Origin of the sequence: Clostridium sp. BIOML-A1 (assembly GCF_009874105.1) — a bacterium.
Lineage (GTDB): Bacteria > Bacillota > Clostridia > Lachnospirales > Lachnospiraceae > Coprococcus.
The window spans coordinates 75,987-102,081 of record NZ_WWTL01000008.1 but is presented as its reverse complement, the minus strand read 5'-3'; the positions used below and the strand labels follow the sequence as shown (position 1 = coordinate 102,081).

Sequence of the window (26,095 nt, the reverse complement as noted above, 5' to 3'; positions counted from 1 at the left end):
CGGAAATATTGAGAAAAGATATGGATACAGAAGCCTGAAACAGATTATAAAACACAGAAGATATATGGTTATTAGGAGGACGTAATGAGTAAATACAAGATTAATACAACATGTGTACAGGGAGGTTATGAACCGGGAAATGGAGAACCACGACAGGTTCCGATCTACCAGAGCACGACATTCAAATATGCAACAAGTGAGGATATGGGTAAATTATTCGATCTGGAGGCAGACGGATATTTTTATTCCCGACTTCAGAATCCTACAAATGATCTGGTTGCAAAGAAGATCTGTCAGTTAGAGGGTGGTGCAGCTGCAATGCTTACCGGTTCCGGTCAGGCTGCAAACTTCTATGCAGTATTCAATATTGCAAATTGCGGCGATCATGTTGTTGCATCGAATTCTATCTATGGCGGAACTTACAACTTATTTGCTGTAACCATGAAGAAGATGGGAATCGATTTCACATTTGTTGATCCGGATGCATCCGAAGATGAGATCCGTGCAGCCTTCCGCCCGAATACCAAGGCGTTATTTGGTGAGATCATAGCAAATCCGGCTCTGACTGTATTAGATATTGAGAAGTTCGCAAAGGTAGCTCACGAGCAAGGCGTACCGCTTATCGTAGATAATACATTCCCGACTCCGATCAACTGTCGTCCGATCGAATGGGGAGCAGATATCGTAACCCATTCCACAACCAAATACATGGACGGACATGGAGCAGCTGTCGGTGGATGTATCGTAGATGCCGGAAAGTTCGACTGGATGAAATATGCAGACAAATTCCCGGGACTTACCACACCGGATGACAGTTATCATGGAATTACATATGCAGAGAAGTTCGGAAAAGAGGGCGCATTTATCACAAAGGCAACTGCACAGCTGATGCGTGATTTCGGTTCTGTACAGTCTCCGCAGAGTGCATTTATCCTGAATCTCGGACTGGAGAGTCTGCATGTCAGAGTAAAGCGTCATTGTGAGAATGCACTCGCAGTTGCAAAATATCTGGAACAGAATGATAAGGTTGCTTATGTGAATTACTGTGGACTGGAAAATGACAAATATCACGCACTTGCAGAAAAATATCTGCCAAACGGCTCCTGCGGTGTTGTAAGCTTCGGTGTAAAGGGCGGAAGAAAAGCAGCGGAAGAATTCATGAAGCACTTAAAACTTGGCTCAATCGAGACACATGTAGCTGATGCAAGAACCTGTTGTCTGCATCCGGCAAGTGCAACACACAGGCAGATGAATGATGAGGAACTGACAGCATGTGGTGTATATCCGGATCTTGTTCGTTATTCATGTGGACTGGAAGATGCGGAAGATCTGATTGCGGATCTGGAACAGGCATTTGCACAGATCTAGGATCTGATCCGGTCTGAAAATAGAAAGAAGAAAGCCACAGCAGAGCTGTTATACAGAATAACAGATGGAATACTCTGTTGCGGATGGAGGAAGAGATGAAGTTAAGAATTGCCAAGGGCTGTATTGTAATTATGCCTGTGATCGGTACGCTGGGACTGTTTATATTTACATTTGTCGGAAAGATCATATACGGATGGGGACTGTTTGTTATCATGCTGTTATTATCGGGTATTATCAATCAGTTTTTTTTCCGTTGTCCGCACTGTGGAAAGTCAATTCCTGCAAATGCGACACTGAATCAGAAATATTGTCCGTTATGTGGGGCTGACCTTGGCCTTATTGATTCACCGTTCAGTTATTATTCAAAATGCAAAAAAAATAAGAATGGACAGTATCAGGCATATACTACAGTTGGGTATCTGGCATTTATTGTTGGTACAGCAATCGTATTATTTATCGTTGTAGCACTTCTGGGATTTGACAGTGTATTTAAAGGAACTGGACGGATCCTGATTCTTGCGGCACTGGCGCTTGGATTTTTGATCGGTATGATGTGCAGATGTATCGTAGGGTCAGCTGCGAAGCTTGATAAAGAACATCTGTATTACAGTAAGATCCCCGGAAGATGGAAATGTTATGATATTTCTGATATAAAGGAACAGGCAAAGCTGCATAAGCCGTTTTACCATGTGGTAAGAGGGTATGTTATGATGACCAATCAGGGTGTCGTGACCATTCCGGTAGCTACTTATAAAGGTGGAAAGGAATTCCTTCAGAAGCTGACGGAATATATTAACGAGCCTATGGTGGATATTATGCCTGAGATGGTGGCATCCAAGAGAAGTGAAGAAGGCAAGAAGGCAGAAGTTAAATACAGAGCCTATAAGGACAGTATAAAAGAGAAAGGTGAAAATTAAGTATGGAAAGCGGCAAGATAAAGAATGAAGCATTGTTGGAGGCAATTGAGGTTTTTAAGGCCGAAAATAATCAGCAGAATCTAAAGAATTTTATTGAGAAGTTATTACAGGCAAGATTTATCCTGCCGGCGACACTGGATCCCAAGCCGGTGAAAGACGATCAGGGCAGGATCATGGGAGACGGAAAATTCAAAGTGAACTTCCGGGTTATCACAGATAATACAGGAAAGAATTTCTTCCCATGCTTTACAAATGATGAAGAATTCGAGCATGCGATCAAAGAAGTGGAAGTTGAGAAGATGGCACTCACTTATAAAGAGGTTGCTCCGCTGGTTCTGAATTCAAAAGGACAGATTCAGGGTATCGTGATCGATCCGTATACAGTTGGAATGCAGGTGCCGGATGCTCTGATTAAGACAGTTGATGAGAGCAGAAAGAGTGTTCTTGAAGAACAAAAGAATACAAATATCAAGAAACACACTATTCCTGCAAATACAAAGATCCGTTTGAGGAGCCCGAAATATATGCCGGTTGATATGTTAGAGGAAGCAAAGAAATTCTTTGTGGAACGCCCAAATATAAAGGCGGCTTATATTCAGATGATGGAAAAAGAAAATTCAGATGAAGAATATCTGATCACAATTGATTTTGAAGGTGACGAAGAAGATTTATTTGATTCACTTCTTCCGAAGATAAAACCGCTTGCGTTCGGTATTCCGATCGCACTTACCGGGACAGATAACGGACTTGGAAAAAAAGTTCTGGAAAATGCAGAGCCGTTCTATAAAAAAGAAAATTAGGAGACAATAATGGTTAAAAAATATCTTATCATGTTCCTGATATCTATGGTTCCGATCGTAGAGCTGCGAGGAGCAATTCCATATGCAGCGGTATTCGGAATACCGACATTGCGGGCATTGATCATCTGTATGCTCGGAAACATACTTCCGGTTCCGGTGATCTTCTGGTTTGCCAGACGGGTTTTGATGTGGGGAAAAGACAAAAAATATATCGGAAAATTTTTTACATGGTGTATTCAGAAGGGTGAAAAAGGCGGACAGAAGCTGCTTGAGAAGACAGGCGGTGGAGTCTATATCGCACTGATGTTGTTTGTAGGAATCCCACTTCCGGGTACAGGAGCCTGGACGGGTACTCTGGCAGCCAGTTTCTTAGATCTTGACTGGAAGAAGAGCGCACTTGCCGTTATGGGTGGTGTTGTACTTGCAGGCCTGATCGTGGGAGTTGTAAGTTATGGACTGCTTGGCGCGATCGCAGCATTATTCTGATGCTGCAAATAATATAGAATAAATGGACAGAAGATATGCCTGCAGGGTGAGTGAATCCGGGGAAACTACAGGTAGATAAGGAGATAGATATGGTAAATCCGGCATCAATTTTTAAGATAAAATCCGCATGGGAGAAATTTGCATCCAATCATCCGAAGTTTCCGATGTTTTTACAGGCTGCGATGGCAAGCGGGATCAAAGAAGACTATATTATAGAAGTAAAGATCACGGATCCGGAGGGAAAGCAGATCTGTACAAATGTAAAACTGACAGAATCGGATATGGAATTATTCCATACCTTAAAGGATCTGAAGGGGTAAATGCAGACAATCCAATAAATGCGGCATATTTCTTTATAAAATTAAAAAATAGAGAATATGTCTAAAAACAGAAAAAGATTTCTTGACTTGCACTGTATACTTGTGTTATTGTTAAACGTGCGATGAAAGAGGTCTTTTTTTTATGCCTTAAAATAAGTAATGGAGGTAGATGGAAGTGCGCGTTAAAATAACATTGGCATGTCAGGATTGTAAACAGCGTAATTACAATATGACAAAGGATAAGAAAACGCATCCAGACAGAATGGAAACAAAGAAGTACTGCAGATTCTGCAAGAAGCATACAGTACACAAGGAAACAAAATAGTTCCGGACCAGTGAAGGAGGATTGGTTTAATGGCAAAAAGTGAAGAAAAATCAACAGCTCTCAAGAAAAGCTGGACCCAGGAACTAAAGGGTGAATTCAAGAAAATCACATGGCTTGACAGAACAACCCTGTTTAAGCAGTCAGCCGTAGTAATCGTTTCAACGGTAATCCTCGGAGCTATTATTGCAGTCGTTGACTGGCTTATACAAATAGGCTTGAATTTCATAATATAATGAGTAAAGGTTGGTGAATTATATGGCAGATGCAGAAAGCGCAAAATGGTATGTAGTCCATACCTACTCAGGTTATGAAAATAAGGTTAAAGCTGATATTGAGAAAACAATTGAAAACAGAAAATTACAGGACCAGATATTAGAAGTATCTGTACCCGTAGAAGAATCCATTGAGGTTAAGAACGGTGTACAGAAAGCTGTTACCAGAAAACTGTTTCCCGGCTATGTCCTGCTCAATATGATTATGAACGATGCTACATGGTATGTAGTTCGTAATACAAGAGGTGTTACAGGATTCGTAGGACCGGGATCAAAACCGGTTCCGTTATCAGATGATGAGATGAAGTACCTTGGAATCAACAAGGAGACAATCGTGATCGATGCGGAAGTAGGCGATATGGTTGAGGTTACAGCAGGTGCCTGGGAAGGTACCGTGGGTAGTATTAAGGCAATTAACCCAAGTAAACAGACCATTACCATCGATGTAGAAATATTTGGCCGTGCAACATCTGTAGAGATTGCATTCGCTGATATCAAGAAATTGTAAGAGTGAGTGGAAGGGTATCCCCCGTTATTACCACAATATTTTTGGAGGTGCGCTAAGATGGCGAAGAAAGTAGAAGGATATATCAAATTACAGATTCCTGCAGGAAAGGCAACACCTGCACCACCTGTTGGACCGGCTCTTGGTCAGCATGGTGTTAATATCGTTGCATTTACAAAAGAATTCAATGCTAGAACTGCTAACGAAGGAGATATGATCATTCCTGTTGTTATTACAGTTTATCAGGATAAGAGCTTTAGCTTTATCACTAAGACTCCTCCTGCAGCACTTCTGATCAAGAAGGCTTGTAATATCAAATCCGGTTCAGCTAACTCAAAGAAGACAAAGGTTGCAACTATCTCAAAGGCTAAGGTTCAGGAAATTGCCGAACTTAAGATGAAAGATTTAAATGCTGCAAGCCTTGAAACTGCTATGAGCATGATCGCTGGAACAGCTCGTTCAATGGGCGTTACAGTTGAAGAGTAATTAAGAATAAAAACATTTTGGTGGGAGGGTCGCTCCCGATAAGACCACAGGAGGTTTATAATGAAGAAGAGTAAGAAATATATAGATGCAAGCAAGCTCTATGACAAAACAGCCGTTTACGAATTCGAAGAGGCAGTTGCTTTGGTAAAGAAGATGGCTACAGCTAAATTTGATGAGACAATCGAAGCTCACTTAAGACTGGGCGTTGATGGACGTCACGCAGATCAGCAGGTACGTGGTGCAGTTGTATTACCTCATGGAACAGGTAAGACAGTTAAGGTTCTCGTATTCGCTAAGGGAGCTAAGGTAGACGAAGCTCTTGCTGCCGGTGCTGATTACGCAGGTGGTGAGGAATTAGTTCCAAAGATCCAGAAAGACGGATGGTTAGATTTCGATGTTGTTGTAGCTACACCTGATATGATGGGTGTTGTTGGACGTCTTGGTCGTGTACTTGGACCTAAGGGCTTAATGCCAAACCCTAAGGCTGGTACAGTTACAATGGACGTAACAAAAGCTGTTAACGATATCAAAGCCGGTAAGATAGAGTACAGACTTGACAAAGCCAATATTATCCATGTGCCAGTGGGAAAAGCTTCCTTTACAGAGGAACAGTTAGACGAAAACTTCCAGACCTTAATGGATGCTATTGTAAAAGCAAAGCCATCAGCTGCTAAGGGACAGTACCTTAAGAGCGTTGTAATTGCTTCAACAATGGGTCCTGGTGTTAAGATTAACACAACAAGATTTGCGTAAATCTTATATACCAATATATTGACAAAACGACCATCATGCAGGACGCGCCTGTGTGGTGGTCGTTTTGTGCTATATAAAATCTTTAAGGGAAGGTAAAAACTTCCTTGACATATACAGGCTGCTCAGCTAAAATTTTTATGGGTAAACGCTTTAGTGTGGAAAAACATAAAAGCGAAAAAGTAAAGCCAAGATCAGACATGGAGGATAGTCACATATGAGACAGAAGAAGATTCATTACATCTATAACGATGCAATGGAATGTATGGATTTTGATGAAAGAAAAAAGCTTCAGGGAGAGAGACTGAGAGCTACCGTAGAGTTGGAATATAATAATGTTCCGGCTTACAGAAAGAGAATGGACGAAGCCGGAGTAAAACCGGAAGATATTAATGGAATTGAAGATATCGTAAAGCTTCCATTTACGCAGAAAACCGATTTGAGAGATAATTTCCCATATGGACTATTTGCTGCAGATCTTAAAGATATTGTACGTATTCAGGGTTCTTCAGGAACAACCGGAAAGCCGATCGTATCAGGATATACGGAAAATGATATTAAGGTATGGACAGAGATGGTTGCCAGAGCACTGACTGCTGCAGGCGGTACAAAGGATGATATCATTCAGATTGCTTATGGTTATGGTTTATTTACTGGCGGACTGGGGGCACATCAGGGTGCAACAGAGATTGGGGCTACAGTAATTCCAATGTCATCCGGTAATACACAGAGACAGATTATAATGATGAAAGAGCTTGGTGCTACGATGCTTTGCTGTACACCATCTTATGCAACATATCTGGCAGAAACCATCCATGAAATGGGAATCAAGCCGGAAGAATTAAAACTGAAATCCGGTTGTTTTGGTGCAGAGCCATGGACAGAGGAAATGAGACAGCATCTGGAAGAGCTTCTTGATTTTGATGCACTTGATATTTACGGACTGACTGAGATTGGTGGACCGGGTGTTGCATTTGAATGTATGGAAAAGCATGGTATGCATATCAATGAAGATCATGTGCTTGCAGAGATCATCGATCCGATAACAGAAGAACCGCTTCCGGACGATACACCGGGTGAACTGGTATTTACGACACTGACCAAGACAGGTGCGCCTATGATCCGTTACAGAACACATGATATCTGTACTTTACATCACGGAACATGTGCTTGTGGAAGAACAACAGTTAAGATGAGCCGTATCACAGGACGTACCGATGATATGCTTGTTGTTCGTGGCGTCAATGTATTCCCAAGTCAGATTGAAGCTGTACTGATGGGTGTGAAAGAAGCATCTGCACATTATATGTTGGTAGTTGATCGTGTGAATTCACAGGATAAGCTTACTGTTCAGGTGGAATTAAAGGATGATGTTGATATAAACGATGCAGATAAGCTTGAGAAGCTGGCTGCATATATCAAGACACAGATCAAGCAGACTCTACTGATCAGTGCCAAGGTAGAACTGCTTCCGCCGAAGTCTATTGCTCGTTCCGAGGGTAAGGCAAAGCGTATCATCGATAACCGAAACACCGGCTTCTAAAATGGTTGATGTAGCATGAGATTAGTTCCTGCTATAGTTCTGTCATCATAAATGACTCGTTGCGGTTCCTATTCGCTGCATATGTCTGTTTCGTAAATGCTCCTGTGCCAACTCGTCCTTCGGACTCAGACAGGCACTCGCATTTACTGACAATATGCAGCTCATAACGGAAGCCTCACTTATGTCATTTTTTGATGACAGAGCTAATAGCAAGAAGTAATCTCATGCTTTTTAATTTCCGCATATGCCTTATCTGTAAATGCTTCTGTGTCAACTCGTCCTTCGGACTCAGACAGGTAATATGAAGTTTACTGGATTTGTCGGTTTATTGTGGTATAGAATGCTTGCAGAGTGTTTCAATTGTGCCTATAATAAAGATAACTAAATGGAACGGACTTCAGGGAGGCAGACAGATATGAAAGCGGGATATATACTCCGAGTCAGATATTTTCTGGCACATAATAAAATAAGGGTGGTGCTGTGCCAGCTTGCGTTTCTGGTCGTTTCGTCATTTATCCTGATTCCTGTTGTATTTCGAGGATTTTATCTTGCAATTAAATTATCCGGTTACAGTTCTGTCACGAAGGAGAACTTTTTAGATGTTCTGGTAAAACCGGGAACGATCATATATATGCTGCTTTTGATCGTATTGCTCATGGTGTTCATGTTATTGAACCTTACGATGTATGTTGTGCTGTTTGATGCGGCACTCAGGCACAGCAGACAAGGGCTGTTCGGATATCTGGTACAGGTTGAGAAGTATTTCTTTCGTTTCTTCGGTAAAAAGAAGATTGGTCGTATCTTTTATATGCTTCCATTTGCATTTGCGGTATATATGCCGCCGTTTTTGATGGCGTTGAATAATAACACAGTTACCAAATATCTGCTGAAGCTTTGTATCAGAGAAACAGGCAAGAAGGCATTTTGGATAGGATTTATAGTAATCTATCTGATCAGTATCTGGATTATGTCGGTAAAAATTCCATATATCCGTTTGTTGATACTGGGGAATGAGGAGACTGCAAAGGCAGCGGAACAGACCAGACTGACCTGTCGGGAATCGGTGCATCATTTTATATTCCAGGCGTTATGGGAGATATTTGTCGGATTATTCTGCGTATTGTTATATGCGATCTTTATCGTTGTAAGTGTATTGGTGATAAAAGCAAAATCCGATGGAGATAATGTGCTTATTCTGTTCTATGAGGTATATAATAATATCAATATCGTGGTAGGTGCTTTGCTGCTTTTTATCTGCGGTATGTTCAATATATCGGCGGTATTGCAGCTTGCTCGACCGAAGATGCTTATGTATCATGTGGATGATGCAGATCTGAAAAAGCAGACTCATTATGTACTTGTAAGTCTGGTTGCTGTAGCCTGTATGCTTGCAGTATATCTGAATGTTCGTTTTTTGTCTGCCGGTGCTACACCGACATATGCTTCCCTTGGGGCAACGTTGATCACCGCACACAGAGGTTCCAGCAGTGAAGCTCCTGAAAATACGATCCCGGCATTTGAGAAGGCGATCGAAGAAGGGGCAGACTATGTGGAGATGGATGTCCGGTTGACTTCGGATGGAGAATTGGTGCTAATGCATGATCCGTCGACGGAACGGACGACAGGCGTTGATAAGTTAGTCTGTGACAGTACATATGAGGAACTGCAGCAGTTAGATGCCGGAGCAGAATATCCGGAAGAATATGCCGGAACCAAGATTCCGACTTTGAAGGATGCGATCGACACCTGCAAAGGTAAAGTAATGATGAATATAGAACTGAAAACAGTTCGGAATGATGGTGAACTGGAGAAAAAAGTTGCTGAACTGCTCCGGGAGAATCATATGGAAGAGCAATGTATTGTCACATCTTTTAAGCAACGATCTCTTGTGCGGATCAAGAAGGATGATCCTGATATTGTAACCGGCTATATATACAGCTTCGGATACAGCAATCGGACGAATTATGAGGCCATGGATGTATTAAGTATTGATGCCAGATATCTGACCAGGCAGGTGGTAGCCGGAGCGCATAAGAAAGGTATCATGGTGTGTGCATGGACGGTAAATACCAGCAGTGAGATGCGTCGTATGATGGCGATCGGTGTGGATAATATTATTACGGATCGCGTGCCTCTTGCAAAACGAACCTTAAAGCATAAGGACAGCAATGCCGTATCAGATATGGTAAAATATATATTTGAACAGTAAAAAAATTATCAATACTATAGAAATTGAGAAAAGAATGTGCTATAACAGAAACTATGAATATTATTTTTTACGAAACAGAAACTGAAAGGATGAGTAGTTATGGAAAAGAAAAACATTGACTGGTCTAATATCGGTTTTGGGTATATCAAGACAGATAAGAGATATGTATCAAACTTTAAGAATGGTGCATGGGATGAAGGAACATTAACAGATGATGCCAATATCGTATTAAGCGAATGTGCAGGTGTTCTCCAGTATGCCCAGACAGTATTTGAGGGATTAAAGGCATATACAACAGAGGATGGCAGGATCGTATGTTTCCGTCCTGACCTGAATGCAAGCAGAATGGCAGATTCAGCAAAGAGACTTGAGATGCCTGCATTCCCGGAAGATAGATTTGTAAAGGCAGTAGAAGAGACAGTAAGAGCAAATGCTGGTTTTGTTCCACCATATGGTTCAGGAGCAACACTTTATATCAGACCATATATGTTTGGTACAAATCCTGTAATCGGTGTTAAGCCGGCAGACGAGTATCAGTTCAGAATGTTCTGTACACCTGTAGGTCCTTACTTTAAGGGTGGTGCAAAGCCGATTACAATTAAGGTTTCTGATTTCGATCGTGCAGCACCTCATGGAACAGGTCATATCAAGGCCGGTCTGAACTATGCAATGAGCCTTCATGCAATCGTTACAGCTCATCAGGAAGGTTATGATGAGAATATGTACTTGGATGCAGCAACCAGAACAAAGGTAGAGGAGACAGGTGGAGCAAACTTCATCTTCGTAACAAAGGATGGCACAGTTGTAACACCTAAATCAAACAGTATCCTTCCATCTATTACAAGACGTTCTCTTATGGTAGTTGCTGAGAAGTACCTCGGACTGAAGGTTGAGCACAGAGAAGTATACTTCGATGAGGTAAAAGATTTTGCAGAGTGTGGTCTGTGTGGTACAGCAGCCGTTATTTCGCCGGTAGGTAAGATTGTTGATCATGGCAAAGAGATCTGCTTCCCAAGTGGAATGGAGAAGATGGGACCGGTTATTCAGAAGCTCTATGATACATTAACAGGTATCCAGATGGGCAGAATCGAAGCTCCAGAAGGATGGATCAAAGAGATCAAAGTAGACTAATTATAAAGAGTTCTTATAAATAAAAAGATATGGCGTAAGTTCCATTCGGAATCTACGTCATATCTTTTTTTAGGCATTTCCATGAAAATCCAGAAGCTCACGAACGTCTACCTCAAGTGCATCTGTAATATTAAACAGCGGATCCAGCGAAACGGATCGAACGATGTTAGGGCCTTCGACGGCTCCCGGATGTTGTCTTGAAATGTCCAGTTTTTCTGCAAGCTCTTTTAATCACCTCAACCATATATTTTATGTATATTTCTATAAAATATAAATTAGACATGATATAATGAACGCAAAATTATTTGCTTGCAAGGGTGCTGATTTTGCGGAATGCATAGAATGTGCGAAGCACATGATATAACAACTGATATTAAAAATATGACATTTAAAATACAAAGATAAAAACGATAATTATAGAAAGGGCTTAATCTAACCATATGGTTAGTTGACTTACATAAAAGTGTCTCAGTTTTTTGTAGAAAGCATATATTTTCTGTGCATATATACAAAAATGAAAATATATGCTTGATAACACTTGATATTTAAAATATGACAATATATACTTCAAATATGTAGATTGATATCTTTAAAATTACAATAAAGGAGCAGAAAAATGAATTTAATTATGAAAAAAATGTTTTCAGGAGAGGAATGGCATTTGCATTAAGTACTGCAGTTGCAGTCAGCATTGTGCCGCCATTGGGAACAGGATCAACAGCAAGAGCTGCTTCGGATGCAAGCCCGGTGAAGAATGAAGTGAATCTCGGTATGTCATCTTTGTATACGGATTCAACATCATGGAGTAAATCAACAGGAGCAAAGGTATATTATGGAAATCTTACTGATGCGACCGGTAAAAGTCCTGTTGCATATCGTGTGCTTGGAAAAAGTACTGAGACACAGAGTGTAGGTGCTGCACAGGATTATGTATTGCTTGATTCAGATTCTATTTTATACCGTAGTTATTTTGATGAATCATCGGGTGGATGGAATGGTAGTTATCTGGAGAGATTATTGAACAGCAAATATGTTGATTCAAGAAATGCAGAGCAGGGTGCGTTGTTTTCAAAAGTAGAAGCGAATCTGCTTATGCCTACGACATTAAAAGAAAATACATATACGATACGAACTTATCTGGAAGGTGAATCAGGAACTGAATCTGTAAAGGATGAGGCAGCTGAAGATTATATCTTTATTCTTTCGGCAAAGGAGATTCGGAATCTATATGCAGACAAGCAGTCTACCAATAAGAATGTATCGGGAGATTATTGGTGGTTACGGTCTTCTAGGGCTAATTCAATGAAAGTGGTATGGTTGGATTCAGTGGGTAATTTTCAGATAGATGCCGAATGTATGGATGGTAACATTGGTGTTTGTCCGGCATTTAATATGAATACAAGTGGAGCCCTGTTTTCAACTGCAGTCGGATTTGATAAGAAGAAAGCAATAACAGCATCTTCCGCACAGATAAAAGAGAGTGCGGTAAATGATTGGACTTTGACTTTGAAAGATACAAATAAAACAATACAGTTAACATCAGGAAAAGAAGCGGTTCTTGCTGCTGATGGAACAGTAACGATTCCATACACATATTCAGATAGTAGAAATTCACAAAATCCGGTTAATCAGGTATCTGTATTAATAACGGATAAGGCATATACCGATAAGGATGCCAAGGTGTTATATTATGGAGCATTATCCGGAAATACAACACAGTCAATAGGCACCGGTACATTTACTTTACCACAGACATTGACAGGTACTTGGGGAACAGATTATCAGGTATATCTTCTTGCTGAGTGTGTAACAGATGGAAATTATTCTGATTATGCAAGCCTGCCATATTGTCTGACTTCTGTTAGTAAGGAGACAGGGGTGCGCGAGACCGTAAAACAGCCGGTTGCTAAAGTTTCGGATGATAAGACCTCTTTGATAATCTCATCAGGAACAGAGGGCGCAGATATTTATTATACTTTGGATGGAAGCATTCCTGATCAGAAAAACGGAACCAAATATACAGGGCCAATATCTTTTCCGACCGGAACCAGCACTATAACAGCCATTGCTGCAAAGGATGGTATGGATAACAGTATGGTTATACAGTTGATCGTTATCAAGGGAGCAGATGGTACTATTGTAATTAAGACTGATGGAACATCAGATCCGACACCAACACCAAATCCGACACCATCTACTGATCAGAAAAAAACAGAAGAACAGTATAAGCCAGGAACAGTCGAATATGAAAAATGGCTGACCAGTGATAAGGTAGATTCTCTGACAAAGGGGCAGTTGACCGGTAGAGCATCTGCAACAACAAAGGCAGTTACGCTTCGTTGGGAGAATCTGAAGGATGCAGACGGTTATATTATTTATGGTAATTACTGCAATACAAAGGCTAAGAAATACAAATACAAAAAGATTAAAACAATTAGTGCAAAAAAATTTAAGAATAAGAGCACTGCCAGCTGTAAGCTTACAAAAGTAGTTGGCAAACAGAAGCTTAAAAAGAATACATTTTACAAATTTAAGGTAGTTGCATATAAGAATGTTAAAGATTCCAAGAGCGGAAAAACAGTAAAAAAAGCAATAGGAAAATCATATCAGCTTCATACAATTATTGAGACTAAGTCCGGTAAATACGGAAATCCAAAGGGCGTTATTGTGACAACCACAAAGAATAAGAAGATATCAGCTGTCACATTAAAGAAAAAGAAATCTGTTCTTTTAGATGCCCGTGCAAGTATGCCGAAGAGAAAGAAGCTGAAAAAACATTGTGAGGAAATCCGTTGGATTTCAACAAATAAGAAGATTGCAACCGTAACACAGGCCGGAAGGATCAAAGCTAAAAAGAAGGGTAAGTGTTACGTATATGCGCTTGCGCAGAATGGGGCAAGAAAGAAGATCAAAGTTACAGTTAAGTAGAAATGATTAAATTCACATGGAGGAAATTATGAAAAAAGAAATATTTAAGCGAGGTGCAGCGCTTGTGCTGGGAGCTGTTATGACTATCAGCATCTTACCGCCGCTTGCTTCGATACCAAAGGTAGAAGCCGCTGTACAGAAGACAAAAACGGTTTCGGGTCTTGGAATTGATGGCATCATCAATCCATATGGTTCAGATACAAGTTCTGACGACTGGAAGGGCAACTATGTATACTACGGAAAATACAAGGAAAGTCCTATCCGTTATCGTGTATTAGATACAGATTCGAAAAAAGACTTCCAGACAGGAACAGACAGTATGCTTCTTGACTGCGAATCCGGAGTTGAGATTCTCTATTATGATGTAGATGCGTATACGAATGACTGGAAAAACAGTGATGTTTATAAGTGGATGAATAGCACAGACCCAGCGATATATAATGCATATACTCAGGGAAATATGAGTGGATTTTTAAGATACTTTTCAGATGCAGAGCAAGCTGCGATTGTAAGCAGTAACAAGCAGGTACGTTCCGGTGAAGACGGAAAGGGTGAGTTTGCTCCCGGTGCGATCAAATACTATAAATTTGTACCATTGACAGGCGAAAAAGTATTTGCATTAGATGAAGCAGAGATAACAAATAAATCGTATGGATATCCGAATTCACTTTCAACCATGAAACAACGAGGCAAAAATAATGTCGGTTGGTATTTTCTTCGATCAGGATACGGAAGCACATCAACAAAGTATCATTTTTATGATCAGGTAAATTGTGTAGAGTGTGAGGGAGCTTTTTGTGATGTAACCTTAACAGGCGCAGCAGACGGTAAAACTTTTGGTTATGCAAATCCGGCATTTAATATTGACACCAATAAGGTGTTGTTCAATTCACTTGTAGAAGGAACTGCCGGAAAATATGGTGCGACCTATAAGTTAACAATGCTTGATAATAACATTAAGCTTGCTGTTACATCAAGCAGTACAACGAAATCAGGCAATATTGTGGCTGTTCCATATAATATCTATGGATCAAATGGCACAAGTGTAAATCAGTTGTCTTATCTTGTCACAAATAAGCAGTTTGATGCTGAGGGTGCAAAGATAAGAGCATATGGCAAGATTGCTTCTGTCAGTGGCGGTAAAGCCGGTAATGCAAAGTTGAATCTTGCAGCTATTGCAGAACAGGTTGGCGGTGGATGTACAGCTGATACACTCTTTGATAATTATATGGTTTATCTTGTTGCAGAGAGTGTACAGACAGATAGGGATCGTACAACAGATATAAACGAAGGTTTATTTACTGATCTGGCCAGTACACCGGTATTATTGTCAAAACCGGCAAATGAAGGTATGGTAGCAGATGATGATAAGACTGTAATAGAGAATGGTACTTCAGGTATCGATACACCATATGGTTCACATCCGGGAGAAACGCTTGATGTGAATGAGGAATGGAAGGGCAGTTATGTATACTATGGTCAGTATAATGGAGAACCTGTAAAATATCGTGTACTTGATACAGCATCAGGAGAAGATTTTAAGACAGGAACAGATAGTATGCTTCTTGACTGTGACGAACAGCTCATTAAAGTTCCGATCCTGTTCTCATCAGGTACTGTTTCATGGGAAGACAGTAATATGTATAAATGGTTAAATAACGAATCATCCAAAAATGATGCGAATGCACCGGTTAACTGTATCTCGGATAAGATAGACGGATTCCTGTATGGCTTCTCGGATACAGAGAAGGAGACGATTGTTGCATCTACAAAAACCGGCAAAAATGCTAAGGATGGAGATACATATTTCTGGAATAAAGATGAGATCAGCTATATGCCGATTACAAACGAAAAGGTATTTGCTCTTGACCTTACGGAAGCAGCAAACACAAGCTACGGTTATCCAAATACTTATAAAAATGCTGCTCAGAGAAGTAAACCGGGAAATGGCTGGGGATGTCGTACATCTTATCGTTGGATAAGTGCCAGTTCTACAAATTCATTCCCATATGCTTTTGGATATTCAAATACAGGTGCTGTAAGCATGAGTGTAACGGCGTCACCATTTTATCCGTCACCTGCTTTCAATATAGATAAGAAAGATATTTTATTTACAACCCTTGTAGACGGAACAGCAGGTAAGACCGGCGCTTCTTACAAATTTACATTACTGGATTCCGGCATGAATGTACAAATTACCGACAGTGTAATTACAAAGACAGGTAATACGATTACTATTCCATACGAGATAACAGGAAAGAAAAAAGATAATGTTTCACAGCTTTCGTATTTTGTTACCGATAAGGTATATAATGCCGACGGAGCAAAGATTAAGGCATATGGTAAGCTAACAGATGTATCATCTAACCAGACAGGAAGCCTGCAGATGGATCTTGCATCAGTTGCCGCAAAGATTGGAAATGGATGTACAGCAGATAATCTGTTCCAGAGTTATAAAGTATATATTGTTGCAGAAGATATTAGTACGGATGATCCGGCGACTATGGGAATCGATGAATCCTTATTTACAGATTATGCAAGTATGCCGGTGATCTTATCAAATCCGGTATCGGCAGATGATAGCAAACAGCAGCAGGTTGAGATGCCGGTTGCAGAAAAATCAGCAGATGGTACCTCGTTGATTCTGTCAAGTAAGACGGCAGGTGCTACAATTATATATACAATAGATGGAACAACACCATCAGCCTCAAACGGAACAGTATATAACGGACCGATTAAATTAACAAAAGACAGTACTACAATTACGGCAATAGCCGGAAAAGACGGAATGAACAACAGTAAGATCGTTCAGGTTATTGTTCTGAAGGTTGCAGGCAAGATTACACAGATTACAGTTGTTGAAGATCCGAAGCCGGGTGAATCAAAGCCTGATACACCTGCTCAGAAGCAGGAGACAACTTCGGTAAGTTCTTATGTACCGGGAACAAAGAAATTTGATAACTGGGTTAAGAGCGATGCTGTTGATAAGTATACAATGGGACAGTTAACCGGTAGAGCATCTGCCACAACAAAGACAGTTACTTTACGTTGGGAAAATGTAAAGGGAGCAGATGGATATATAATTTATGGTAATTACTGTAATACCAAAAAGAAAGTATACAAATACAACAAGATTAAAACTGTAAGCGCTAAGAAATTTAAGAACAAAAAGAATGTCAGCTGTAAGGTTACCAAAATTGCAGGTGGTAAGAAATTAAAGAAAAATACATTCTATAAGTTTAAGGTAATAGCATACAAGAATGTGAAGGATGCCAAAACAGGAAAGACTGTAAAGAAGGCAATTGGTAAATCATACCAGCTTCATACAATTACTGCTACCAAAAAGTACAAATACAGCAATCCGACAGCTGTTGTAGTTAAAACAACTAAGAAAAAGACTGTTTCAAAGGTAACAGTGAAAAAGAAGAAATCTGTACTGCTTGAAGCAACTGTAAAAATGCCAAAGGGCAAAAAATTAAAGAGACATTGCGAGAAGATTCGCTGGTTTTCAACAAATAAGAAGATAGCTACAGTTACTCAGGCCGGTAGGATCAAGGGCAAGAAGAAAGGAAAATGCTATGTATATGCCATAGCACAGAATGGTGCGCGTAAGGTCTTAAAGGTTACAGTAAAATAAAGCCTCCCAATATACAAAGTATTAATATACAGGAAGACCCGTTTGTCAATCGGCAGGCGGGTCTTTTTTCATTCATTTTTTATGGGAATTTAATTGACTTTTATATAGGTAGTGATAGAATACCTCTACATGCGAAAATTATAGAGAGGTGAAACTATGCAGATAATTAAGAATTTGAAGCCATATTGGAAATCGGTTCTGATCATTGTTCTGTTATTGATCGTTCAGGCATATTGTGATCTGGCATTACCGGATTATACGTCGAAGCTGATCGATACCGGTATCCAGAATTACGGCATTGAACATTGTAGTCCGTTGCAGATTCCGGAAAAAGCGTATACCATTATTAAAGGGTTTATGGATGAAGATGATGTGACGGTGTGGGAAAAGTATTATGAGCAGTCGGATGATGGCATATACCATATGACAGATGACGGCAAGGATCATATAGATGAGATCGATCAGGCGTGTATGGAGCCGATGATGATGTATTATTATCCATATACGATGGTGGATTCAGATGAAGATAATCAGTTAAAGCAGATGCTTGCAGCAAGCGGTATGACATTGGACGAGCTGCCGCCTGAGATGTGGAGTCAGATGGGAACGCAGATGAAGCAGATGATCGATTCCATGCGTGACAGTATGGGGGATGATATGATGATGTCATCTGCCATTACCTGTACAAGAACCTGTTATGACAGTATGGATTATAATTATAAGGATATCCAGATGTCCTATCTGAAACGTGTTGGTGTAGAGATGATCCTTATGACATTGTTGATGGTTGCATCGGCGATACTTACCGGTCTGGTAGCCGCAAGAGTAGCTGCAGGTGTGGGCTGTGATCTGCGAGAAAGCATTTTTAAACGGGTTATTTCATTCTCAGATGCAGAGATCAATCGGTTCTCGACTGCATCCCTGATCACGCGTTCGACAAATGACGTTCAACAGATTCAGATGGTTACGGTTATGTTGCTCCGCATGGTCTTATATGCACCGGTTCTGGCAGTTGGCGGTATCATAAAGGTTGTAGAGAGCGGCGCCAGCATGGGATGGGTGATCGTAGTTGCGGTAGCAGGCATCCTGGTTGTTCTCGGAGTGTTAATGGCAATTGCACTTCCAAAGTTCAAGATCATGCAGGATCTGGTTGACCGTGTTAATCTTGTGTCCAGAGAGATCCTGACCGGTATTCCGGTTATCCGGGCATTTGGCAGAGAGAAGTTCGAAGAAGAACGTTTTGATAAGGCGAATAAGGATCTGACAAAGACATCATTATTTGTAAACCGCGTAATGACATTTATGATGCCGGTTCTGATGTTTATTATGTATGCGGTTACGATCCTGATCGAGTGGGTTGCGGCTCACAGAATCGATTCGGGTGAGCTTCAGGTTGGATCCATGACAGCGTTTATTACTTATACGATGATGATCATTATGTCCTTCTTAATGATCGGTATGTTATCCGTTATGCTTCCAAGGGCAGGTGTGGCAGCAGACCGAATCAAGGAAGTTATTGATACAGAGAGTACGATCTGTGACAAGCCGGATTGTAAGAAGTTAGAAGCTGTAAAGGGTGTTGTCCGTTACGAACATGTAAGCTTCGCATATCCGGGAGCGGATGAAGATGTTCTGACAGATCTTGATTTTGAAGCAAGACCGGGCGAGACGACAGCAATCATAGGAAGTACCGGCTGCGGTAAATCTTCCCTGGTGCAGCTTATGCCAAGATTCTATGATGTCACAGGTGGTAAGATCACGATCGACGGAACGGATATCCGGGATGTATCAATTGAGAGCCTTCGGGAGAATATCGGTTATGTGCCGCAGAAGGGTGTGCTGTTCTCCGGCACGATCGCATCTAATATTCGGTTTGGTGCAGAGGATGCAAGCGATGAACAGATGAAGAAAGCGGCAGCGATCGCACAGGCAACAGATTTCATCGAGAAAAAGGATAAACAGTATGACAGCAGCATTTCACAGGGTGGTACAAATGTTTCCGGCGGTCAGAAGCAGAGACTTGCGATCGCCAGAGCAGTAGCCCGGAATGCAAAGATATATATATTTGACGACAGCTTCTCCGCTCTTGATTTCAAGACGGATGTAGCAGTCAGAAAAGCACTTCGTGAAGATATGACAGACAGTACGGTATTCATCGTTGCCCAGCGTGTCAGTACGATCTTACATGCAGACCAGATCTTGGTACTGGATGAAGGAAAGATCGTAGGCAAGGGTACACACAAAGAGCTGATGGAGAATTGTCCGGTATATGAACAGATCGCCCGTTCGCAATTATCTGAAAAAGAGATTGCGGCGAGCATAGCGTAAGAACTCAGGAAAGGAAGGTAACAGACATGGAAGGAAACAGACCAAGACGTGGTGGACGACATATGGGACCTCCTGGAATGGGAGGCGGCGAGAAAGCAAAGGATTTTAAAGGAACCATATCGAAGTTGGTTCGTTATTCAAGGAAATATCTGCCGGCAGTGATCGTGGTCATGGTCATTGCGGTGTTCAGTACAGTATTCAATGTTGTCTGCCCGAAGGTACTCGGTAAGGCAACGACAGCATTATCAGAAGGCATTATGCGGAAGATAAACGGAATCGGTGGAATCGATTTCACCTATATCGGTAAGATTCTCCTGTTCTGTATGGGACTGTATCTGTTAAGTGTATTATTTAACTTTACACAGGGTATCATCATGACAGGTGTAACCCAGAAGCTATGTTACAAGATGCGTAAGGATGTATCTGAGAAGATCAACCGTATGCCACTTAAGTATTTTGAATCCAGAACCTATGGTGAGGTATTATCTCGTATTACAAATGATATTGATACGATGGGAAACGGATTAAATCAGAGTATCACACAGCTTATTACTTCGGTATCGACTGTTATCGGTGTATTTATCATGATGCTTACGATCAGCCCGCTTATGACGATGATCGCAATTATCATCCTGCCGATCAGTGTGGCATTAATGGGTATCATCATTAAGAAGTCACAGCGTTTCTTTAAACAGCAGCAGGAGTATGTCGGACATATCAACGGACAGGTTGAAGAAGTTTATGGCGGACATACGGTAATCAAAGCATTTAACAAAGAGGAAACAACCTTAAAGGAATTCCATGAGACAAATGAAGTCTTATACAAATCCGCATGGAAAGCCCAGTTCTTTTCCGGTCTGATGCAACCGGTTATGATGTTTGTCGGCAATCTCGGATATGTAGGCGTAGCTATTTCTGGTGCGGCTCTTGCCATTCGTGGTACGATCACGATCGGTGATATTCAGGCATTTATCCAATATGTGAAGAATTTTACACAGCCGATCCAGCAGGTAGCACAGGTTACAAATATGATGCAGCAGATGGCAGCAGCGGCGGAACGTGTATTTGAACTGTTAGAGGAAGAAGAGGAGGTTCAGGTTGTTGAGCATCCTGCTTCTGTCGAGGATATAAAGGGTGAAGTAGATTTCCGTCATGTAAAGTTCGGATACGATCCTGAGAAGATCATTATACATGATTTCAGTGTTCATGTTGATCCGGGCAAACAGGTAGCGATCGTTGGTCCGACCGGAGCAGGTAAGACCACTATGGTTAAGCTGCTGATGCGGTTCTATGATGTAAATGAAGGAGCCATCCTGTTAGATGGTCACAATGTTAAAGAATATAATCGAAGAGAGCTTCGTGATGCTCTCGGTATGGTTCTTCAGGAAACATGGCTGTTTAAGGGGACGATCATGGAGAATATCCGTTATGGAAGACTGGATGCGACGGATGAGGAAGTAATTGCGGCAGCAAAGGCAGCTCATGCACATCGATTTATCTCGGCACTTCCGGGTGGTTATCAGATGGAGTTAAATGAAGAAGTGACGAATATTTCACAGGGACAGAAACAGCTTCTTACGATTGCAAGAGCAATCCTTGCAAATAATCCGGTTCTGATCCTGGATGAAGCGACCTCTTCCGTTGATACCAGAACAGAACACAGCATTCAGCGCGCGATGGATAATCTGATGAAGGGCAGAACAAGCTTTGTTATTGCGCACCGGTTATCTACGATCAAGAATGCAGATATTATTCTGGTCATGAAGGATGGCGATATCATTGAACAGGGTAATCATGAGGAATTGATGGCACAGAACGGATTTTATGCAGAGCTATATAATTCACAGTTTGAACAGGTATCTTAGTGTAGTATATAAGATATAACAACAAAATATGAACAAGTACAGAACAGTCTTGCTTTTCTTATCTGATTATAAGAACTTCTTTTATTCGGATAAGAACAGGACTGTTTTTACTTTGCAGGACTGTTGTTTATAATATGATAAAAATGTTTTTTTGTATGACAATATGTCGAAATTGTATAAAATGTACAGAAAATAACGCGGTGTAAACTTTTTTTAGTCATTTTTATATACTTTTCTGCCTAATTATGCTAAACTGAAAAAAGGATTTTGTATTTTAGAGGGGAGCATGTATGGAGCGCAGAAAAATTGGAGTTATTATCGCGCAGGCGGAAGAGAATTCACAGAGCCTGTTTATGAAAGGATTAATGGAGGAGGCATATGTCTATGGATACGATATATGTGTATTTTCCATGTACTTAAGATTTCAGGATACGCTGTATAGGCAGATTGGGGATTCGAATATTTATAATCTGATTCAATGGGATGCATTTGATGCGATCATTGTTCTTCCGGATACCATTCAGGCAACCGATATAGCAACCCGGTTAGAAGACAAAATTCACGAGGTATTCTCAGGAGTTGTTCTTTTCGTAGATAAGGACAGTCGTTATTTCCCAACTGTAAAGATAAATCATTATAAACCATATAAGAAATTGATCGATCATTTGATCGAGGTTCATCATTATTCCGATATTATGTTTTTAGACGGGTGGAAGAATCATGTTCATTCCATACAGAGAGAACAGGCATATAGAGACAGTCTGACGGAGCATGGAATTCCGGTTGATCCGAATAATATTTATTATGGAAATTACTGGTATGATTCCGGCAAAGAGGTTGTGAAGCTGATTCTGGATTCCAGAGAGAAACTTCCGGAGGCGATCGCATGTGCAAATGACTGTATGGCGATCGGGGTAGCGGCGGAATTATTCAGTAATCATATTCATGTACCGGAGCAGGTAGCAGTGATCGGTTACGATTCTACCGAAGAAGGGAAAAACCTGAAATGCAAGTTAACATCCGCTGATATTCCGGCCAGAGAATGCGGCAGATATTGTGCGAAATATATCCATGCATCCTTTGAGAAAGAACCGATACCGGAATTTGAATCAGAATCCGTGATCTTTCAGGGGACAAGCTGCGGATGCGAAAGGAAAATGCAGCCAGAAAAATATTTTGATGAAAAAGAGAATTTCTGGAATACGGATCATGCGAAGACGGGATACTCTTCTTATTATAACAAGTTTATGGAGGATTTGTTATCTGAACGGGATCACAGAAGTTTTTTCAATACAATATTTCAGCATGTATATCAGGTGCGGCCATTCCATTCGCTTAGTATATGCATGAATGATTACTGGAATTCATCGGAGGTTATGATCAGTGAGGATGCAATGCGTTCTAACGGCTATACGGACAAGATATATCGTATCATAAAATGTGGACCGAGTGAACACACAGACAATCGTATCAGCTTTGATGACATATTTGAAATGAAAGAGATGATACCGGAACTATCTGAGCAAAGAGAGTGTCCGGAGACATTTTTCTTTACACCATTGTATTTTGATAACCGAAGCTTTGGTTATGCAGTTATTGGTTTTACAGATACAGAAGCACAGTTTACAGAGGTTTACATAAACTGGTTAAAGAGTATTATGCAGAGTATGGAAGCGTTTTATCGTCAGAATGGTCTGCGGGAGTTGTTGCGTCAGATGGAAGCAACACAGATTCGTGATGCAATGACCGGCTTGTATAATTATAAGGGCTTCTTACAGAAGGGAAATGAGCTTTGCGAAAATGCGACATTTGATGGTAAATCAATAGCAGTGATCGCGATTGATATTAATAAATTAAAGGATATCAATGCAAGCTATGGAAGAAAGGCAGGGGATGCCGCTATTTTGAAATTGGCGCAGCTGATATCGGAAAGTCAGGATGATGATGCTATATGTGCCCGTATCAGTAATGATGAATTCGTTGTTGCATTCCCGGTTGAAGCATCTGATGAAACATGCGGAGAGGCGTTTATCAAACGTCTGTCGGATAAGATAAAGCAGTATAATGAATTGCGCAAAGAGGCATATGAGATTGAAATCTGCACGGGTATCCGTTGTGATATGATCTCCGGTTCGGAAGCCCTGGATCATCTGATCAATGAAACTATCAATGTGAAGAACAATAAGAAGGCCATAGAGCAAGGAAAAGAGGAAAGGGCAGGTGTTCTGACGGATAAACAGAAAGCGGATGACCATTTGATGGAATTTATTCTGGATAATAACCGGTTTGTTTATCATTTCCAGCCAATTATCAATGCCAGAACAGGAGATGTTTATGCATATGAGGCTCTAATGCGTGCGGACACAGAGCGTAAGATTTCGCCGCTTGATATGCTGGAAAGTGCAGATCGTCTGAACCGTTTATATGATATAGAAAAAGCGACATTTTTTAATGTGGTTGATTACATAGAGGAACACTCTCAGGATTTTGAGGGTAAGAAAGTATTTATTAACAGTATTCCGGGGTGTCAGCTGACAGGTAAGGATAAGAAGAAATTAACTGAGATTATGGAACAGCATGCAGGAGAGCTTGTTGTTGAATTTACAGAAGAAACAGAGATGGGGGATGTTCAGTTAAAGGAGCTGAAGAACTCCTTTGCAAAGATGAACATTGAGACTGCCATTGATGATTATGGTTCCGGTTATTCCAATGTAAATAATCTGCTTCGATACATGCCTCGGTTTGTAAAAATCGATCGTATGCTTATGACAGATATACACAAAGATATCCAGAAACAGCATTTTGTAAAGGATATTATAGAATTTGCGCATGATAATGATATTCTGACCCTGGCAGAGGGAATTGAATTGACGCAGGAGCTGCGGGAGGTTATTAAGTTGGGCGTTGATCTGATTCAGGGTTATTATACATCAAGGCCGCAGCCGTATGTTGTGCGTTCGATCGATGAACGTGTGATGAATGAAATTGTTCAATATAATCAGAGTCTGAATGCCAGAATGTATAAGAAAGAATATGAGACGGATTATAATGATACGGTTTCCATGGTTCAGCTTGCCGCTAATAAATATACAAGCATTAAGGTTAAGAAAGCACGGGGAATCAATAAAAAGATCATAATCAAAGGTTCTGTCGGTTTCCAGCCGAATATACTGATGTCTGTAGAAGATGGATTCCGTGGCACCATCATACTTGAGAATGTCAGTCTTGCGGGAGAACGCGGAATTCCGTGTATTGATATCGGTAAGAAGTGTAATGTAAATCTTCAGATTACCGGAGAAAACGAACTACGTACAGGAGGTATCAGAGTTCCGGATAGTTCAGTGCTTACGGTTGTAGGAGACGGTAATCTGACGATCAATCTGAATTCGGGAAAATACTTTGGCATTGGTAATTCATTGGATGAGTATCATGGCGAACTCAACTTCTATCAGGATGGTGGAATCATCATTAATGCAAATGGTATGAAGGGCATTGGTATTGGTTCCGGACTTGGCGGTGTTATCAACATCAAACGCGGACATTATGAGTTTGATATGAAAGGTCAGGAAGGAGCCTGTATCGGATCTGTAAATGGTGATTCCGAATTGTTTATAGAATACTGCGATATGGATATTTATTCAGGTATATCAAACGGTACGATCATTGGATCTGTAAATGGTGATGCAGATATTAAGCTTGAGAATATATCGGCAAAGCTTCAGGGGGCAGGTAATATTATAACCGGTATCGGAACGATTGCCGGTAACAGCTGTATCGTTCGTCTGGAAAATGTAAATATCTCGTCGAATATCCGTGCAAAGGAATGTTATGGCATCGGATGCCGTGCAGGAAGAACGAATATCTATATCGGATATGCGGCAGTTAAAAGCGTGGTACAGGGCAAGGCGGCGGTTGCCTTTGGTAATTCGGTCATGTCTGCCAAGCTGTACTGTTCCAATGCTGATATTGGAACGAATGCCGTTACAGAGTTCAATTCAGATATCGGAGCACTTGAAAAGAATATACAACTGGAGAACGGTCGTGCAGAGTTTATCCTGAATGGACAGGAGGTCAAACGTCAGATTCTTGCGGCAAGGTTATAAGAGGATATACACAGCCAAAAAGCGAGGGCTGTAAAAAATACACCCCTACAGATTGATTGTGCATATAATAAACAATGACACATTTCGTTTCTACCCGATGAGCATATGTAGTAAATAAAAAA

17 protein-coding genes and 1 pseudogene are annotated in these 26,095 nt (G+C 40.8%); all 18 read left to right on the top strand.

Annotated elements, in window-relative coordinates:
- Window positions 1-84 precede the first annotated feature (84 nt).
- A complete protein-coding gene (locus tag GT641_RS08020; RefSeq protein WP_161117258.1) occupies window positions 85-1,368 on the top strand; it encodes an O-acetylhomoserine aminocarboxypropyltransferase/cysteine synthase family protein in 1,284 nt (427 codons plus the stop codon).
- A gap of 95 nt (window positions 1,369-1,463) precedes the next feature.
- Entirely contained in the window at window positions 1,464-2,285 is an 822-nt protein-coding gene (locus GT641_RS08015; RefSeq protein WP_243143720.1) for a zinc ribbon domain-containing protein, read from the top strand.
- 2 nt (window positions 2,286-2,287) lie between these two features.
- The gene (locus tag GT641_RS08010; RefSeq protein WP_008401089.1) at window positions 2,288-3,085 is read left to right on the top strand and encodes an enhanced serine sensitivity protein SseB; all 798 of its coding nucleotides are present in this window, start codon (window positions 2,288-2,290) and stop codon (window positions 3,083-3,085) included.
- 9 nt (window positions 3,086-3,094) lie between these two features.
- Window positions 3,095-3,571: a small multi-drug export protein gene (locus GT641_RS08005; protein WP_119962601.1), complete on the top strand. Its 477-nt coding sequence runs from the start codon at window positions 3,095-3,097 to the stop codon at window positions 3,569-3,571.
- An 89-nt stretch (window positions 3,572-3,660) separates the two neighbouring features.
- A complete protein-coding gene (locus GT641_RS08000) occupies window positions 3,661-3,891 on the top strand; it encodes a hypothetical protein (protein ID WP_021943590.1) in 231 nt (76 codons plus the stop codon).
- Window positions 3,892-4,066: 175 nt separating this feature from the next.
- Window positions 4,067-4,216 carry a 50S ribosomal protein L33 gene (gene rpmG / locus GT641_RS07995; RefSeq protein ID WP_008401093.1) on the top strand — a complete coding sequence of 50 codons (150 nt, stop codon included), beginning with the start codon at window positions 4,067-4,069 and terminating at the stop codon, window positions 4,214-4,216.
- A gap of 29 nt (window positions 4,217-4,245) precedes the next feature.
- Window positions 4,246-4,449: a preprotein translocase subunit SecE gene (secE, locus tag GT641_RS07990; RefSeq protein ID WP_008401094.1), complete on the top strand. Its 204-nt coding sequence runs from the start codon at window positions 4,246-4,248 to the stop codon at window positions 4,447-4,449.
- Window positions 4,450-4,471: 22 nt separating this feature from the next.
- Window positions 4,472-4,996 carry a transcription termination/antitermination protein NusG gene (gene nusG / locus GT641_RS07985; RefSeq protein ID WP_008401095.1) on the top strand — a complete coding sequence of 175 codons (525 nt, stop codon included), beginning with the start codon at window positions 4,472-4,474 and terminating at the stop codon, window positions 4,994-4,996.
- Window positions 4,997-5,053: 57 nt separating this feature from the next.
- Window positions 5,054-5,479 (top strand): 50S ribosomal protein L11, encoded by a 426-nt coding sequence (rplK, locus tag GT641_RS07980; protein WP_008401096.1) that lies wholly within the window; start codon window positions 5,054-5,056, stop codon window positions 5,477-5,479.
- A 60-nt stretch (window positions 5,480-5,539) separates the two neighbouring features.
- Window positions 5,540-6,232, top strand: coding sequence for a 50S ribosomal protein L1 (gene rplA, locus GT641_RS07975; RefSeq protein ID WP_008401097.1), 693 nt, complete (start codon window positions 5,540-5,542; stop codon window positions 6,230-6,232).
- A gap of 214 nt (window positions 6,233-6,446) precedes the next feature.
- Entirely contained in the window at window positions 6,447-7,772 is a 1,326-nt protein-coding gene (locus GT641_RS07970) for a phenylacetate--CoA ligase (RefSeq protein ID WP_161117256.1), read from the top strand.
- 415 nt (window positions 7,773-8,187) lie between these two features.
- Window positions 8,188-9,981, top strand: a complete 1,794-nt coding sequence (locus GT641_RS07965; RefSeq protein ID WP_161117255.1) for a glycerophosphodiester phosphodiesterase family protein — start codon at window positions 8,188-8,190, stop codon at window positions 9,979-9,981.
- Window positions 9,982-10,080: 99 nt separating this feature from the next.
- A complete protein-coding gene (locus GT641_RS07960) occupies window positions 10,081-11,112 on the top strand; it encodes a branched-chain amino acid aminotransferase (RefSeq protein WP_008401102.1) in 1,032 nt (343 codons plus the stop codon).
- A gap of 654 nt (window positions 11,113-11,766) precedes the next feature.
- Window positions 11,767-14,040: a chitobiase/beta-hexosaminidase C-terminal domain-containing protein gene (locus tag GT641_RS07955; protein WP_161117254.1), complete on the top strand. Its 2,274-nt coding sequence runs from the start codon at window positions 11,767-11,769 to the stop codon at window positions 14,038-14,040.
- A 28-nt stretch (window positions 14,041-14,068) separates the two neighbouring features.
- A complete protein-coding gene (locus GT641_RS07950; protein ID WP_161117253.1) occupies window positions 14,069-17,677 on the top strand; it encodes a chitobiase/beta-hexosaminidase C-terminal domain-containing protein in 3,609 nt (1,202 codons plus the stop codon).
- A 156-nt stretch (window positions 17,678-17,833) separates the two neighbouring features.
- A pseudogene (locus GT641_RS07945) lies at window positions 17,834-19,993 on the top strand (ABC transporter ATP-binding protein); the annotation flags it as partial.
- 38 nt (window positions 19,994-20,031) lie between these two features.
- Window positions 20,032-21,870 (top strand): ABC transporter ATP-binding protein, encoded by a 1,839-nt coding sequence (locus GT641_RS07940; RefSeq protein ID WP_119962609.1) that lies wholly within the window; start codon window positions 20,032-20,034, stop codon window positions 21,868-21,870.
- 290 nt (window positions 21,871-22,160) lie between these two features.
- Window positions 22,161-25,973: an EAL domain-containing protein gene (locus GT641_RS07935; protein WP_161117251.1), complete on the top strand. Its 3,813-nt coding sequence runs from the start codon at window positions 22,161-22,163 to the stop codon at window positions 25,971-25,973.
- Window positions 25,974-26,095: the final 122 nt, after the last annotated feature.